This is a genomic window from Kitasatospora sp. NPDC091276 (genome assembly GCF_040684355.1).
In the GTDB taxonomy this organism is placed as follows: domain Bacteria; phylum Actinomycetota; class Actinomycetes; order Streptomycetales; family Streptomycetaceae; genus Kitasatospora.
This window is the reverse complement of the sequence record NZ_JBFBFU010000002.1, coordinates 260,422-276,402: the sequence shown is the minus strand read 5'-3', so window position 1 is coordinate 276,402 and position 15,981 is coordinate 260,422. Positions and strand designations below refer to the sequence as shown.

Below are 15,981 nucleotides of genomic sequence, written 5' to 3'. Positions count from 1 at the left end.
AGGAGTGCGGGATGAGCGGGACGAGCGGGACGATGCGGGACGACTTCCGGTTGGCGTCGGTGTTCGACGCCGTGGACCCGGTGACGGGGCCGGGCTTCGGGCCGGACCGGCCGAGGATCGAGGAGCGCGCGGAGCGCGAGGCACTCGTCGGCTACCTGCGCGCGGGCGCGCCCGTGCTGCTGACGCCGATGCTGATGGACGACGTGGTGGACCGGCAGCGACGCTCCATCGTCCCGATGGGCTTCCGTACCGACGGGTCCTGGATCTGGACCGACACCGTGACGTACTACCTGGAGGAGTACGGGCTGGCGCCCGACCCGGAGCTGCTCGCTCACGTCCGCGCGCAGGGCGAGGGTCCGTGGGCGGCGCCGGACGCGGCGGTGCTGGAGCGGGCGGTGTCCTTCGTCCTGACCCCGCCGGACTCCGACGAGGAGCCGGTCTGGACGGTCGGCTCGTAGCGGCTGAACCGGTTCGGCCACTCCGTCCGTACCTCCCCACAGGAGTGTCGTCGAGTGCAGGGGATGCATGGTGGCCGAGGAGAAGCGCGGCGAGGCGGGGCGGACGGGCGCCGGGTTCCAGCTCCCGGAGGTGAACTGGGCCCTGGCGGCGGAGGTCGAGCCGCCGGAGGGTGCGTCGGCGGCGGCCGCCTCGGAGGGAACCGCCTCGGCGAAGGGTGAAGCGGCGGAGGCGGGTTCCGGCGCCGCGACCGCGGTGCTGCCCGCGCAGCCGGAGCGCGAGCAGCCGGCTGCACCTCCCGCCGTCCCGCCCGTGCCCGCACCGGCCACGGCCACGACGACCGCAGCACCCGCCACCGCAGCACCCGCCACCGCAGCACCCACCGCCGCCGGGACGCCCGAGGCGGTGGCCGCCGCGAGCGTCGCCGAGCCCTCCACCGACACCGGCACCGACCAGGGCCCCCGGCCGGGCCGGGTCTCCCGCCCGATGATCGCGGCGGCCGTCGCCGTCGGCCTGGTGCTGGTGGGCACTTCCGTGGTGGTGACCCAGCTCGGCGGCAACGAGCACAAGGGCGGCCCGGCCCAGGCGGACGCCCCGCCCGGCTACGGGCAGAGCGGTGGGGACGGCGGCAACGGCTTCGTCCCGAACTTCGACGAGCACGGCGGTACCAGCGGCTCCGGCGGCACCCCTGCCCCCGGTCAGCCCGACGCGGTGGTCCCGGCCGCGGACGCCGGTACGGGCACGCCCGCCCCGGGCGACCAGCCGGCCTCGGCCCCGAACGGCACCGGAAGCAGCGGAGGCGCGGGGGGCACTGTCGCTCGATCCGGCGGAGCCGCTAACTCCGGTGGTGGCAAAGCGAGTTCGACCACCGCTCCAGGTCGCGCCCAGGACGGCTCCGGCTCCGGCTCCGGCTCGGGTTCCGGTTCCGGTGGCGCCGCCGCTGCCGCCGCAGGTGGCGCGGCGGGGAGCGCGGCCGGTGGCGCCGCCAACCCCGCCCCGCAGAACCCCGCGCCGCAGCAGCCGGCCCCGCAGAACCCCGCGCCGCCGCCGGCTTCCCAGCAGCCCGCGCCGCCGCCCCCGCAGAAGGCCGCGCCCACCGTCGTGGTCACCGGCCCGTACTGCGGCAACAAGAGCGGCGTGTACAGCCAGAAGGGCTGGTTCGACCAGGGCGACTCCGGCTGGCGGAGCAACTCCGGCGGCTACAGCGGCGACGGCTGCAACGGGACGTACACCTCGGTGCCGATGTCCGGGGACGGCTCGGACGACAAGAACTCGGTGGTGTGGACCTTCACCGTGGACAAGGTCACCAGCTGCACCCTGGACGTCTACATCCCGGCCAGCGGGGACGTGAAGAAGGTCGGCGGGAACCCGACCTACTACACCGTGCAGAGCGGCAGCGGGTCGAGCGACTTCAAGATCAACCAGACCTCCAACCAGGGCCGTTGGGTCGGCGAGGGCACCTTCCAGTACCGCGGCTCGCTGTCCGTCACCCTGCACACCCGCGGCCAGGACTGGGTCGGCGGTAACAAGACCTACGCCCACCACGCCGCCAGCGCCATGCGCGTCACCTGCACACCCTGACCTGACCCTGATCCTCCGAGCAGGTCACGAACGAACGCCCCACGACGAAGGGAACCCCCAGGCATGTCGCGCCCGGTGCTGACGGTCTGCGCGGAGCAGCGGGAACGCGGCTCCTACCGCACGATCGGCGAGGCCCTCCAGGCAGCCCGCAGCGGCGCGGTGATCTCCGTACGCCCCGGCCGGTACGAGGAGAACCTGGTGCTCACCAAGGTGGTGACCATCACCGCCGAGGACGTCCGGGGCAGTGTGCGGATCAGTCCGCGCCGTGGCTCGGTGGTCCAGGTCCTGGCCGAGGCCGTCCAGCTGACCGGCCTGGTGATCCAGGGGCAGGACGACGACCTGCCCGCCGTCGACGTCCCGCGCGGCCAGCTCGCCCTACAGGACTGCGAGGTGATCGGCAACGCCTGGACGGCCGTTCTCACCCGCCAGCAGGGCGAACTGGCCATGCGCGGCTGCCGGGTGGTCAACACCGCCGGCGCCGGGCTGGTCGAGACCTCCACCGGCGCCAGCGTCATCGAGGACAGCGTCATCGAACACCTCGGCACCTCCGCCCTGGTGATCGGCGAACGGGCCAACCCCACCGTGCGGCGCTGCGTCCTGCGCGACGCGCGCGGCAACGGCATCTGCGCCAACGGGGAGGCGCGCGGAGTCATCGAGGACTGCGAGATCTCCGCCACCGACAAACCCGCCGTGGCCCTGGAGGAGCAGAGCACCACCCGCCTGCTGCGGACCGAGGTCCGCGACAGCGCGGTCGGCGTCTTCCTCGGCTCCACCGCGCGGGTGGTGCTGGAGGACTGCACCGTCACCGCCGTGCGCGGCCACGGGTACGTCCTCACCAACGGCACGGACCCCCTGCTGCGCCGCTGCCGCGCCGTCCGCAGCCAGGGCCACGGCCTGCACATCGCCGGCCGTGCCCGCGGCACCTTCGAGGACTGCGAGGTCACCGCCGCCGCGCAGGCCGGCATCCACGTCGACGAATCGGCCAGCCCCAGCCTGGTGCGGGCCGTGGTGCGCGACAGCGAGACCGACGGCGTCGACCTCACCGGGGAGAGCGCCGCCGAGTTCGACCGCCTGGAGGTGCGCGACGCGGCCGGCGGCGGCATCGTCATCCGTGACGGCGCCAACCCGCTGCTGCGCCGCACCACCGTCACGGACGCCGGTGGCCACGGCGTCGAGGTGGTGCGGGACGGGCGCGGCCGGATCGAGGACGCCACCGTGCTCGACGCGGGCAAGAACGGCATCCGGATCGCCGACGGCGCCAACACCTACCTCGGCGGCAGCCTCGTGCGCGGCAGCAAGGCTTGCGGCATCTCGATCGGCGCCGAGGGCATCGCCACCCTGCGCGACGTCGAGTCCGCCGACAACGCGTTCGACGGCGCGAGCGTCGAACACGGCGGCGAACTCACCGCGACCAGGACCAGGCTGCGGGCCAACCGCCGCCACGGGCTCCACCTGCTGCCCGGCGCCCGCGCCACCCTCACCGGCTGCCAGCTGACCGACAACACCGTGGACGGCCTGCGCTCGGAGTCCGCCGAACCCGTCCGGCTCACCGACTGCGTCACCGCCGAGAACCAGGGCGCCGGGCTGCGGCAGAGCGAGCCCACCGACCGGCTCGCCGTCGAGAACCTCGACAGCCGGGACAACCGCTCGCCCGACGCGCACGGCACGGTCACCGCCGCGGCGACCGCCGCCGGGGACGAGGGCGAGTCCGCCGACGGCACCCCGCAGGAGGCCCCCGCCGCTCCCGGACCGCAGGGCCCGCAGGCCGTCCTGCAGACCCTGGTCGGCCTGGAGGGCGTCAAGGAGCAGGTCGCCACCCTGGTCAACCTCAACAAGCTGGCCCGGCGCCGCGAGCAGGCCGGGCTGCCCTCCCTCCCGATGAGCCGCCACCTGGTGTTCGCCGGCCCGCCCGGCACCGGCAAGACCACCGTCGCCCGACTCTACGGCGCCATCCTCGCCGAACTCGGCGTGCTGCGCAGCGGCCACCTGGTCGAGGTCGCCCGCGCCGACCTCGTCGCCTCGATCATCGGCGGCACCGCGCTCAAGACCACCGAGGTCGTCATGGAGGCGCTCGGCGGCGTGCTCTTCATCGACGAGGCGTACACCCTGTCGGCCGGCTCCGGCGGGACCGGACCGGACTTCGGCCGCGAGGCCATCGACACCATCGTCAAGCTGATGGAGGACCACCGCGAGGACCTGGTGGTGATCGTCGCCGGGTACGAGAACGAGATCCGTGACTTCCTGGCCTCCAACCCGGGCCTCGCGTCGCGGTTCAGCCGCACCGTCGAGTTCCAGAACTACAGCGTCGACGAACTCACCACCATCGTCGAACACGCCGCCGGGGGCCACGGCTACGAGCTCGCCGACGGCACCCGCGAGGCCCTCGCCGTCCACTTCGACCGGATGCCCAAGGGCGCCGACTTCGGTAACGGCCGCGCCGCCCGCAAGGTCTTCGAGGAGATGGTCGACCGCCAGGCCTCCCGGCTCGCCGAACTGGAGGACTTCGACAACGCCGACCTCAGCCGGCTGCTCCCCGCCGACGTCGGCGAGCAGGCCGCCGCCGCCGTCGCCCGCGCCGCCGCCGGAGCCGACCAGCCCGAGGAGCCCGGCCTGCTCGACCGGCTGCGCGGCATGGTCGGCCTCGCCGCGGCCAAGGAACAGGTCGAGGACCTGGTCAACCTGACCCGGCAGACCCGCCGCCGCGTCGAGGCCGGACTGCCCGCTGCCACCATCAGCCACCATCTGGTCTTCTCCGGCCCGCCTGGCACCGGCAAGACCACCATCGCCCGGCTCTACGGCGAACTCCTCGCAGAACTCGACGTCCTGCCGGCCGGTCAGCTCATCGAGACCGCCCGCGCCGACCTCGTCGGCCGCTACATCGGCCACACCGCGCAGCTCACCCGCGACGCCTTCGAACGCGCCCGCGGCGGCGTGCTCTTCATCGACGAGGCCTACACCCTGACGCCCCGCAACGGCACCGGCGGCGACTTCGGTCAGGAGGCCGTCGACACCCTGATGAAGCTGATGGAGGACCACCGCGACGAGGTCGTGGTGATCGTGGCCGGCTACCAGGAGGAGATGCGCGGCTTCCTCTCCTCCAACCCCGGCCTGGCCTCCCGCTTCTCCCGCGAGATCACCTTCGACCACTACGCGGACGACGAACTCGTCACCATCGTCCGCCTCCAGGCGGAGACCGCCGGGTACAACTGCACACCGGAGACGCTGGCGGCGCTCGGCGAACTCTTCGCCGCCGTCCCGCGCGACCGGTCCTTCGGGAACGGGCGCTTCGCCCGTCAGGTGCTGGAGTCGATGATCACCCGGCAGGCCGGCCGGCTCTCCCGGCTGGAGGTGGCGGACCTGGACGAACTCAGCCTGCTGCTGCCCCAGGACATCCCGGCCGGGCGGATCGGCAGCCTCGCGTGAGGACGGCGGCCGCCCTCCTCGCCGTCGGACTGCTGCTGCCGACGGCGGGCACGGCCCTGGCCGACACCCCCGTCGGCGACGACAGCCTCCCGGGCGTCACCCAGCTGCGGCGCGACGCGTCCGGGAAGCCGGCCGGCTGCCTGCCCCCGTCCACCAAGCGCACGTCGCTCACGCCCTGGCCCCAGACCTTCCTGCGCCCCGACCGGGTCTGGCCGCTCAGCCAGGGTGACGGCGTCACCGTCGCCGTCCTCGGCTCCGGCGTGACCGACGGCACCGGCCTGCTCGCCGGTCGCCTCGACTACGCCCCCAAACTCACCGGAGGCGGGGACCCAGCCCGTGACTGCGTCGGCCACGGCACCTTCCTGGCCGGCCTGATCGCCGCCGACCGCCGCGACGGGACGGGCTTCGCCGGACTCGCCCCACGGGCCCGGATCCTCGCCGTCTCCGTCACCGACGACGGCGGTGCCACGACGGCGGACCTGCTCGCCCAGGGGATCACGGCGGCGAGCGAACGGGGAGTGCGGATCATCGCGGTCGGGGCGGCGTTGCCGGCCGGCAACGACGCGCTCGCCGGGGCGGTGCGGGCGGCCCGGAGCAAGGGGGCGGTCATCGTCGCGCCTGCGGCCCCTGACGTCCAGCCCGGCTCGGGGAAACCCGGACCGGCCTATCCGGCCGCCTACGGCGAGGTCCTCGCCGTCCGCGACCTCGCCCCCGGCGGCGCCCTCCCCTCGGGCGCCGGAGCCGTCCCGATCGGCGGCCGGGTCGACCTCGCCGCCCCGGGCGACGCCGTCACCGGCACCGGCCCGGCCTCCGGCGGCAACTACACCGGCGCCGGGCCGAGCTTCGCCGCCGCCTTCGTCGCCGCCACCGCCGCCCTCACCCTCGGCAGCCACCCGGACCTCACCGCCGACCAGTTGATCCGGCGCCTGGAGACCACCGCCTACCACACCGTCACCACCCCCGACCCGCAGGTCGGCTACGGCACCATCGACCCCGTCGCCGCCGTCACCCAGCTCTCCGTCCCCGACCAGGCGCCCCCCGCCGCGACACCGGCCGCCCTCGCCATGCCCCCCGCTCCACCCGCCTCCACCGCCCCCACCCAGGCCGTGGTGATCTCCCTGGCCGCACTGGCCGTCATCGCCCTCGTCGCCGCCGCCGGCGCCGTCACGCCGCGTGCCCGTGCTCGCGGCTGGCGCCCGGGGAGGGCGGAGGACGGCCAGGCGTGAGAGGTCGGCCCGGCCGTCCTCCCGCTGCACCGTCGCGCGGCTCCTCGGGCGTGGGCGCCGCGCCCTCGACCGCCGGGCTCCCGGTGGCCCCGGCGCTCGTAGCCGCTCTCCGGGCGGGGGCGCCCCCTCGTTCGTCCCGTGATGCACGTACCCCGAGGCCGCCCATCCGTCCTCCGGGCGGGGGTGCGGCCTCAGACGGTGTGGCGGATGGCCAGGGCGTCGCCGACGAGCGCGGCGAGTTCGAGGTAGGCGAGGTGGGTGTGGGGGCGGAGCCGGCCGGGGATGCCCGGGGCGTGCGCGGGGAGGAGGACGACGTCGCGGCAGAGGGTGCGGAAGTGGGCGAGGAGCTGGCGGTCGGCGACGGGGCGCTCGGTGGGCGGGCTGGGGACGAAGACGACGGTGCCGCCGCGGACGAGGTCGCCGTGGCCGCGGAAGGTCAGGTGGTCGATCAGCGCTGAGGCGTTGCGGGCGCCGTCGGCGGAGGCGTGTTCGCAGATGACCAGTTGGTCCGCGAGTTCGACGGCCGTGAGCTGGACGTCGCCCGCGGCGGCCGTGGTGTCGCTGAGGATCATCGGGTAGCGGCCGCTGAGGTCGGTCAGGGCGTCCCGGAACGCGGGGCCCGGGGTGTCCGGGCGGACGGCGAGGATGTCGAGCCGGCCGGCCGCGCTCCGGTCGAGGATCCGCCGGTCGGCGTGCGAGACGCGGGAGGCGTCGGCGAGGTCGAGGACGATCACCGGGTCGGGCCGGTGCTGCGCCAGGAGGGCGCCGAGCGTGACCGGGACGCCCCCGGCGGGCCTGCCCAGGAGGGCGATGCGGTGGCAGCTGCGCAGCGGGGTCCGGATCCGCTCCACGAGGCGGCGGCGCCGGGCCTCCGTGCCGCCGCCGAAGGGCAGTCGCAGGGCGCGCGGGTGGGCCGCCCGGTCCTGGCGCGCGGCGGGGGCCGTGGCCGGGGACGGCGTGGGTACCGCGAGCAGGGCGGTGGGGGTGGGGTCGCCGGGCGGTGCGGGCGGTTGCGCCTGCGGCGCCGGTGCGCGGGTGAACAGCCGCCGTTCGGCGGGCGGGATCAGGACGGTGCCGAGCGGGTCGAGGGGCTGCCGGGGGAGCAGCGGGACGGGCTCGGGCCAGGCGGCGGGTGTGTAGTCGGGCCGTTCCGGGGTGGCGGCGGCTCCGTCGTCGGGGGTGCCGTCGGAGAAAGCCATCGGGTGACCTCCTGGTTCACGGTGCGCCGGGCCGGACCGTCGGTGCGTTCAGTCGGGACTACGGGCGAAGGGCCCGTTCCGGTTCAACGCGCGTCACCCTGCGGATCGGTGAACCGCCCCCGGTGGAAGGTCCGTTGAGCGGGACAGGGCGCACCTCGCGTTCCTCGTCATGCTCGGAGGAGCTCATGCGCGCCACCAGGAACCGCGCCGTCACGACGGCCGGTCCGCCGTCGTCGGCCGGTCCTCCGGCCGGCGCGGACGCCGGCGGCGGCCCGGCCTCGACGGCGGTCTGGGGCGGGGCCGGTGTCGTGGTGCGGGGTGGGCGCCCGCCCGGTGGCCGCGGTGTTGCCGAAACGCGGAGGCCCAGCCGGGCGCCTCGTCGCCGGCCGAACCGGCGTGCGGGCGGCAGCTGAGCGGCAACTGCCCGGCCGTACCGGAAAACCCTCTGCTGGACCGGCTGTCAGTAGATACCGTCTTCGGATGGCACTCGATGCGGAACGAGTGCCATGCAGGAGCAGCCGGCGTGACTCCCGTGGGACGGGATGGGGGAGGGACAACGATGGATCCGGACGGGCCGGACGTGCGCGAGGTCGTCGCGGCGCTGGTACGGCAGGAGGAGCCGAGCAGGCCCGGGCCGCCCGCGCTGGAGGTGCCCGAGGGCACGGCGGAGGAGGTGACCGCCGCCGCCCGGCGGCTCGCCCTGCGGGCGCTGCCGACCGAGCGGTGGAGGCCGGAGCCCGCACCGGGGCTGCGGGAGCTGGCGGTGGCGCTGGTGGTCGACGAGCACCCCTCGGCACCGGCCTGGTCGGCGGTGGAGCGGGAGCAGCTGGCGACCTGGGTCGCGGTGCTGATCGAGCACCGGGGGGAGGACGGGGTCCAGGAGTTGGTGCGCGTGCTCAACGAGGCCTGAGGGGCGGCCTGGTGGCCATGAGGCGGCCGGGAGATGGCTGCGAGATGACTGGCTGGTGTCCGTGCGGAGTCGTGGCCTGCGGCCCGGTCGTGCGGGGCCGGGGCGTTGGCGGATCGTTGGTGCGGCCTTGGCGGCTGCGGGCAGTCTGCTGCTTGTAGCCGCCGGGGAAGTCCGGTCGGTGTGTCGCCCTGCCCTTGCCCGATCTGAGAGGCCGCGCGTGTCGAAGCAGCCCGTCGCCCAGCCCACGTCCGTCGCCCAGCCGCCCGTCGGCCCGCCGGCCGGCACGGACCCGTCGGCCACCACGGGATCCGCCCCCGCGCCCGGCACGCCGAAGGCGGCCCGCCCGACCCTCGACCCGGACACGCTCGCCGAGATCCACCGGCTGCACGGCGGTTACCTGCTGCGCGCGCTGCTGCGCGCCACCGGCGGCGACCGGGGCAAGGCCGAGGACATCCTCCAGGAGACCCTGCTGCGCGCCTGGCAGCACCCCGAGGCGCTGGCGGCCGGTGCCGAGCAGAGCCGCCCCTGGCTGTTCACGGTGGCCCGGCGGATCGCGATCGACCACTACCGGATGGCCGCCGCCCGCGCCAAGGAGGTGATCGGCGAGCCGCTGGAGGACCGTCCGCTCGCCGAGGACCCGTACGAGCAGGTGGTCGTCGCCCGGGACATCGCACTGGCCCTGCGCCGGGTGCAGAAGCACCACCGCGAGGTGCTGGTCGAACTGCACCTGCGGGACCGCTCGGTGGTGGAGGCGGCGGCCCGGCTCGGGGTGCCGCCGGGGACGGTCAAGTCCCGCAACTTCTACGCGATCCGGGCGCTGCGCCCGGTCCTCGCGGCGGAGCACGGCTACGGCCCGGCCGACGGCCGCGGCCAGGCGGCCGCGCTCGACCGCCCGGGTGCCGCCGTCTCCCGCTGACCGTTGACCGCTGACTGCTGACTGCGCCGGTGTGGCGCGCGCGAGCTCAGGGACTCCTCCAGGCTGGTGGTGAACTCGCTCTGCACCCCGGCCAGTCGGTCGTGGCTGCGGAAGCGGTCGAGCGCCGAGCGCAGCCGGTCCAGGGCCTCCAGTTCGCGGCCCCGGCTCAGCAGGTAGGCGGCGTGCGACTGTTCGGCGATGGCCTGGAGGTAGAGCAGGCCCGCTTCCTCGCAGCCGGCCAGCAGCCGGTGCCAGGCCAGGTCGACGGTCTCGCTGCGCCCGTGCGGGGGCAGGGTGTGCGCCTCGGTCAGCATCGACCACAGGTGGATCGAGGTGACCGGGCGGGCGGGCAGCAGCTCCCTGGCCTCCCGGGCCTGCCGCAGCGCACCCTGCCGGTCCCCGGCCAGCAGGCTCACCCAGCTGTGGTGGACCAGGGCGACGGCCAGCGGCCGGGGGTCGCCGGACTCCACGGCCAGCGCGGCCGAGCCGGACGCCAGCCGGGCGGCCTCGGTCGCGCTGCCCAGGATCGCGGTGATCAGCGACTGGGTGGCGAGCGCGCGGGCGTACGCGGCGCGGCCCGCGGGCCCGGTCGCGGCCTCGCCGGCGGCCACCGCCCGGCGCGCGGCCTCGGCCGCCTCCTGACGGCGTTCCAGCCCGAGCAGCGCGTTCGCCCGGGCGCCGTGCAACTGGGCGGCGGCCAGCTCGTCGCCGCACCGCTCGGCCGCCCGGACGCCCGCGCGCAGGCAGCCCAGCCAGTCGGTGAACCGGCTGGAGCCGTAGTACAGCGGGCCGGCGGCCTGGGCCAGCCGCCAGACCCGGTCCGGGTCGTCGGCGGTGCCGGTGATCAGCGCGCGGATCGCGGGCTCCTCGGCCTGGAACCAGTCCAGTGCGGCGCGGATGCCGTCGGCCGGCGGCAGGGCCCGCGGCGGGTGGACGAGCGCGTCGAAACCGTCCTGGCCCGGCTCGATGAACTCGCCGCCCTGCCGCAGCGCCGCCTGGTAGTAGTCCAGCAGCCGCTCCCGGGCGAGGCGCCGGCGCGGCTCGGGCTGCTCGGCGAGCAGCCCGGCACTGAACAGCCGGACCAGCTCGGCGCGGCCGTAGCGCCCGGGCGCCGCACCGGTGAGCAGGTGGTGGGCGGCGAGTTCGCCGAGCGACCGGCGGGCGGTGGCCGGGTCGGCGCCGAGCACGGCCGCACTGGTCAGGGTGTCCACCTCCCGGCCCGGGTGGGCGGCCAGGAGGGTGAGCAGTTCGGCGGCGCCGGGGGAGAGGCGGCGGTACGTCAGGAGGAGCTCGGTGGTGACGCCGGTCGCGCCGTCGGCGTCCAGGACGGGCAGTCTGGTCTGCTCGTCGGCGAGTTCGGCGACCAGTTCGGCGATCGTCCAGTCCGGGCGGGTGGCCAGCCGGGCCGCGGCGATCCGCAGCGCCAGCGGCAGGTGGTCGCAGAGCCCGGCCAGTTCGGCGGCGGCGGCCGGTTCGGCCCGCAGCCGGTCGGGGCCGAGCGCGCGCTCCAGCAGCCGCAGGGAGTCGTCCTGGGGCAGCGGGGGCAGGCGCAGCAGGGCCGCACCGTCGGCGGCCACCAGCCCCTCCAGCGAGCCGCGGCTGGTCACCACGGCGGCGCAGCCGGGCCCCTGCGGCAGCAGGTCGGCGACCTGGTCGGCATCGGCGGCGTCGTCCAGGACCACCAGCAGGCGCCGCCCCCTGGTCCGGTCGCGGTAGAGCGCGGCCCGGTCGTCCCGGTCCTCGGGTACGGCGCCCTCGGAGACCCCGAGGGCCCGCAGGAAGCCGCCGAGGGCGGCCTCCGGGTCGGCCGGGCCGGCCGGGTCGAGGCCCCGCAGGTCGGCGAACAGCTGCCCGTCCGGGAAGTGCGGGGCGCGGCGGTGCGCCCAGGCGGTGACCAGCGCGCTCTTGCCGGCCCCGGCCGGTCCGACCACCACGGCCAGGCCGTCACCGGCGCGGTCCGGGCCGCACTCGCCGTCCAGCCAGCAGCCCTCGCTGTCCCGGCCGACGAAGTCGACCGGGCGGCGCGGGAGTTGACGGGGCACCCGCGGCGCGGCCGGAGGGGCCGCCGAGCGGGCCGGGGCCGGCTGCTCGGCCCGGCCCCCGGACAGCACCTCGGCGAGCGCCGCCTGGAGCGCCGGGCCGGGCCGGATCCCCAGCTCGCGGTCCAGCCGCACCCGGGCCTGGTGGTAGGCGGACAGCGCGTCCGCCGGCCGCCCGGCCTGGTGCAGACAGCGCATCAGCAGCGCCACCAGCTCCTCGCGCAGCCCGTCGGTCCGCACGTGCTGCTCCAGGGCCGGCACCGCCGCCACCCCGCTGCCCTGGCGCAGCCGCAGCCCGGCCCAGCTGAGCACGGCGGCGGTGCGGGCCTGCTCCAGCTGGTCGACCACCGCCGCGCGCACGGCGGTGTCGGGCAGGTCGGCCAGGGCCTCGCCGCGCCACAACCGCAACGCCTGCTCCAGCAGCGCGATCGCCTGCGCGTCCGCCGTGTCGCAGCCGAGTCCGGCCTGTTCGGCGGCCCGGTCGGTCAGCGCCTCGAAGCGCAGCGCGTCCACCTCCTCGGCCGGACCGGACAGCAGGTAGCCGGACGAACGGGTGTGCAGCACGAACGGGGTGTCGGCGATCGCCTTGCGCAGCGCCGCCACGTGCCCCTGTAGGGCGGCCCGGGCGCTGGCCGGCGGCCGCTCGCCCCACAGCAGCTCGCAGAAGCCGTCCACCCCGACCACCCGGCCCAGCCGCAACGCGAGCAGCGCCAGGATCGCCCTGCGCTGCGCCCCCGGCAGCGAGGCGAAGCCGTCCGCCCCGGCCCGCAGCTCCACCGGGCCGAGGAGCCGAATCCGCACCAGTACCCCCACTTCACCCACGACGGGCAGGGCGTCCCCCCGCCCCATTGACGTCCGGGGCGTGCCCCGGGGTGGAGCAGTGTAGTGCCCTGAAGTGTCCTGTTCGCGCCAGATCGCCCACTCCCCGGGCGCCACCGGGTGGCGGCGCCCGGCGGAACGGACGTCGATGCCGGGCCCTGCGGATCTTGCCGGGTCCGGGTCCGACCCGACAAGATCCACCAGATCCGAGCAGACCCCATCCGGCCGCGTGCACGTGACCGGACCAGGCCTATCCTCTGACGACGCCGGGAAGACGCCGGAGGTTGTCGTCGGCGGCGGATCCGATCGGCGACAGGGGAGGAGAGGGCCGCATGCACATCGACCTGCTCGGGCCGGTCGCCGTACGACGGGACGACGGGACGACGGTCACACCCTCGGCCCCCAAACGCCGGGCGCTGCTGAGCACCCTCGCCATCCGGCTCAACCAGACCGTCGGCACCGACGAGCTGATCGAGCTGGTCTGGGACGGCGACGCGCCCCCCACCGCCCGCGCCGCGCTCCAGGGGCACGTCGCGGCCCTGCGCCAACTGCTCGACTGCCCCGGGCTCACCCTGGGCACCCGCGGCGCCGGCTACCTGCTGGCCGGCGACCCCGAACGGGTGGACCTGCTGCACTTCCGCGGGCTCTGCGACCGGGCGGGCGTGCTGCGGCCCGCCCCGGCCGCGCCCGCCGGGAGCACCGAGCCCGAGCCGCACGATCCGGCCGTGCCCCTGCTGCGTGCCGCCCTGGACCTGTTCCGAGGCCCGGCCCTCGTCGACTGCGGGTCCGTCCTGCTGCGCGAGCGCACCCTGCCGCACGTCACCGACCTGCGGCTGCGCGCCCTGGACCGGCTCGCCGAGGGCCTGCTCGGGGCCGGCCGCGGCGGCGAGCTGGCCGCCGAGCTGGCCGAGGCGGCGGCCGCCCACCCGACCCGGCAGACGCTGGTCGCCCGGCTGGTCCGCTGCCTCGACCAGGCCGGCCGCCGGGACGAGGCGGCGGCCTGGTACGACCGGGCGGTGGCCCGGCTCTCCGGCCCGCCCGGTCCGGAGCTGTGCCACGCCGGTGAACGGTCGGCGGACGGCCCCGAGCGGGACGCGCCGCCCAGACCCGCCCGGCTTCCGAGGCGTGGTGCGCCGGACCGCAGGTTCACCGGCCGGTCGGCCGAATTCGCCCGGCTCGACGAGGCCCTGGCCGCCGCCGTCCGGTCCGGCCACCCGATCCTGGTCACCGGACCGGCCGGGGTCGGCAAGACCAGCCTGGTCCAGCACTGGGTGCAGCGGTCCACCGGGCACTTCCCCGACGGAGTCCTGCACGCCGAGCTGGGCGGCTTCGACCCGGCCGGGCCCCGCGAACCCGCCGACGTGCTGGCCGGGTTCCTGCTCGCCCTCGGCGAGCCGGCGGGCGCCCTGCCCGCCTCGCCCGAGGAGCGGGAGCAGCGCTACCGGGAACTGCTGGCCGGCCGCCGGCTGCTGATCGTGCTGGACGACGCGCGCTCGTACGAGCAGCTCGCCCCGCTGCTGCCCGACCCGCCCCCGCCGGGGGACGGCCCGGACGGGGACGGGGCCGGGGACGGGGACGCAGGCACCCGCGGCACCCCCGTCGTCGTCGTCACCAGCCGCAGCCGGCTGCGCGACCTGCTGGTCCGCGACGGCGGCATCCCGCTCCCGCTGGGCGTCCTCGGCGCCGAGGACGCGGCCGAACTGCTCGCCCGGACCCTCGGCCCGGCCCGGGTCGCCGCCGAACCGCAGGCGGCCGCCGACCTCGCCGCGGCCTGCGACCACCTGCCGCTCGCCCTGCGGCTGGCCGCCGCCCGGCTGGCCGCCCGCCCCGGCTGGACCCTGGGCGACCTGGCCGCGGAACTCGCCGACGAGCAGACCGGCCTCGCCACCCTGGCCGGCACCGACCGCGGCCCGATCGGTGTCACCACCGCCCTGGACCACACCTACCGGACCCTGCCGCCCGCCCCCGCCCGGCTGTTCACCCTGCTCGGCCTGCACCCCGGCGCGGTGATCGACACCGCCACCGCCGCCGCGCTCGCCGACCTGCCGCCCGCCGCCACCCGCACCCTGCTGACCCGCCTCGACGCCGTCCACCTGCTGGAGGAGACCACGCCCGGCCGCTACGCCCGGCGCGAGCTGGTCCGGCGCTTCGCGGCCGGGCAGGCCGCCGAACTCACCTGCGACGACCGGTTCGTCGCCCTCGACCGGCTGATCGCCCACTACCTCGCGGTCACCGCGGCCTGGACCACCGGCGGCTGCACCACCGGCGCCTGGACGCCCGAGGGCGGCGGCGCGGCCCCGGCGGAGGCGGCCGCCTGGTTCCGCCGGGAGGAGAGCGCCCTGCGCGCGGTGGTGGTCTGCGCCGAGCAGTTCGGCCGGACCGCCGAATCCTGGCAACTCGCCCACCGGATAGGCCTGCTGTACGAGACCACCGGCCACGACCGGACGCACTGGCGTGCCGTCACCGAGGCCGGCCTGCGCGCCGCCCACAGCTGCGCGGACCAGGCGGCCGTCGCCCGGCTGGCCACCGACCTCGCCGTCCTGCACGTCGACCGCGCCGCCCATCGCACCGCCGTCCAGCAACTGGAACGGGCCGTGGCCGCCGCAGACCGGGCCGGCGACCAACTGCTGCGCCACCAATGCCGTGCCCGGGTGGCCGGTGCGCTGCTGCGGGCCGGCCGCTACGACCAGGCCCTGCCGCTGATGACCGACCTGGTGAGCGCCGCCCGCACCCCGGCCGTCGGCGGCCTGCTCGTCCGCGCGCTCACCGACCTCGCCGACGCGCTGGTCCTGGCCGGCTCCCCCGGCCCGGCCCTGGTCCACGCCGACGAGGCCGTCCGGGTCGCCACCACCCGCTCCGGCGCCGAGGCCGTCCTCGCCACCCAGAGCCGGGCCCGCGCCCTGCACGCGCTCGGCCGCCGCGACGCCGCCCTGTCCACGGCCCGACTCGCCGTCGCCCTGGGCCGTACGGTCGGCGACACCGGACTGGAGTCCCGCACCCACGGCCTGCTGGCTGACCTGCTGTGCGAACTGGGTCGCACCACCGAGGGCGCCGTCGCCAGACGGCAGGCGGCCCGGGCCCTGGCGGCGGGGGAGCGCTGACGGTGCGCCGCCCCGCCGCCGCAGCAGCAGCCCTGCCCCGCCCGTCCCGCTCGTCCTGCCCGTCCCGCTCGTCCCGCTCGTCCTGCCCGTCCTGCCCGTCCCGTTCGTCCCGTTCGTCCCGTCCGATCGGCACAACTACAGGCGGAACTATGGGCAGAACCAGCACGCACGGCCGTCCCACCAGCAGGTGGGACGCCGCGGCCCGCACCGGGGTGCCCGGCGCCTGAGCTGGGCGCTCGATGCTGGGAAAGGGCTGGGTGCGAGGCATACTTCTGCCCGGGCATACTTCTGCCTGGGACGGTCGATCAGGC

Annotated in this window: 9 protein-coding genes; 7 read left to right on the top strand and 2 right to left on the bottom strand. The window is 76.4% G+C overall.

What is annotated here, in order from left to right; genetic code table 11:
• Positions 1-11: 11 nt before the first annotated feature.
• From AB0O19_RS03360 to AB0O19_RS03345, 4 genes are all read left to right on the top strand, one after another.
• Positions 12-458: a hypothetical protein gene (locus AB0O19_RS03360; RefSeq protein ID WP_363617433.1), complete on the top strand. Its 447-nt coding sequence runs from the start codon at positions 12-14 to the stop codon at positions 456-458.
• A 67-nt stretch (positions 459-525) separates the two neighbouring features.
• Entirely contained in the window at positions 526-2,037 is a 1,512-nt protein-coding gene (locus AB0O19_RS03355) for a hypothetical protein (RefSeq protein WP_363617431.1), read from the top strand.
• A gap of 63 nt (positions 2,038-2,100) precedes the next feature.
• The gene (locus tag AB0O19_RS03350; protein WP_363617429.1) at positions 2,101-5,460 is read left to right on the top strand and encodes a right-handed parallel beta-helix repeat-containing protein; all 3,360 of its coding nucleotides are present in this window, start codon (positions 2,101-2,103) and stop codon (positions 5,458-5,460) included.
• Positions 5,457-6,686, top strand: a complete 1,230-nt coding sequence (locus AB0O19_RS03345) for a S8 family serine peptidase (RefSeq protein ID WP_363617427.1) — start codon at positions 5,457-5,459, stop codon at positions 6,684-6,686. Before AB0O19_RS03350 ends, AB0O19_RS03345 begins: the two co-directional genes overlap by 4 nt.
• Before the next feature lie 191 nt (positions 6,687-6,877).
• On the opposite strand, the gene AB0O19_RS03340 is transcribed toward AB0O19_RS03345, so the two are convergent.
• On the bottom strand, positions 6,878-7,885 hold the full coding sequence (locus tag AB0O19_RS03340; RefSeq protein ID WP_363617425.1) for a hypothetical protein: 1,008 nt from the start codon (positions 7,883-7,885) through the stop codon (positions 6,878-6,880).
• A gap of 559 nt (positions 7,886-8,444) precedes the next feature.
• On the opposite strand from AB0O19_RS03340, the gene AB0O19_RS03335 reads away from it, so the two are divergent.
• The gene (locus AB0O19_RS03335; protein ID WP_363617423.1) at positions 8,445-8,795 is read left to right on the top strand and encodes a hypothetical protein; all 351 of its coding nucleotides are present in this window, start codon (positions 8,445-8,447) and stop codon (positions 8,793-8,795) included.
• 217 nt (positions 8,796-9,012) lie between these two features.
• On the top strand, positions 9,013-9,711 hold the full coding sequence (locus AB0O19_RS03330; RefSeq protein WP_350879510.1) for a sigma-70 family RNA polymerase sigma factor: 699 nt from the start codon (positions 9,013-9,015) through the stop codon (positions 9,709-9,711).
• Here the strand turns inward: AB0O19_RS03330 and AB0O19_RS03325 are convergent.
• A complete protein-coding gene (locus AB0O19_RS03325; RefSeq protein ID WP_363617421.1) occupies positions 9,642-12,551 on the bottom strand; it encodes an AfsR/SARP family transcriptional regulator in 2,910 nt (969 codons plus the stop codon). The genes AB0O19_RS03330 and AB0O19_RS03325 overlap by 70 nt on opposite strands.
• A gap of 350 nt (positions 12,552-12,901) precedes the next feature.
• Here AB0O19_RS03325 and AB0O19_RS03320 point away from each other — a divergent pair, with 350 nt between their 5' ends.
• Positions 12,902-15,670 carry a BTAD domain-containing putative transcriptional regulator gene (locus AB0O19_RS03320; protein WP_363617419.1) on the top strand — a complete coding sequence of 923 codons (2,769 nt, stop codon included), beginning with the start codon at positions 12,902-12,904 and terminating at the stop codon, positions 15,668-15,670.
• The last annotated feature ends 311 nt before the right edge of the window (positions 15,671-15,981 follow it).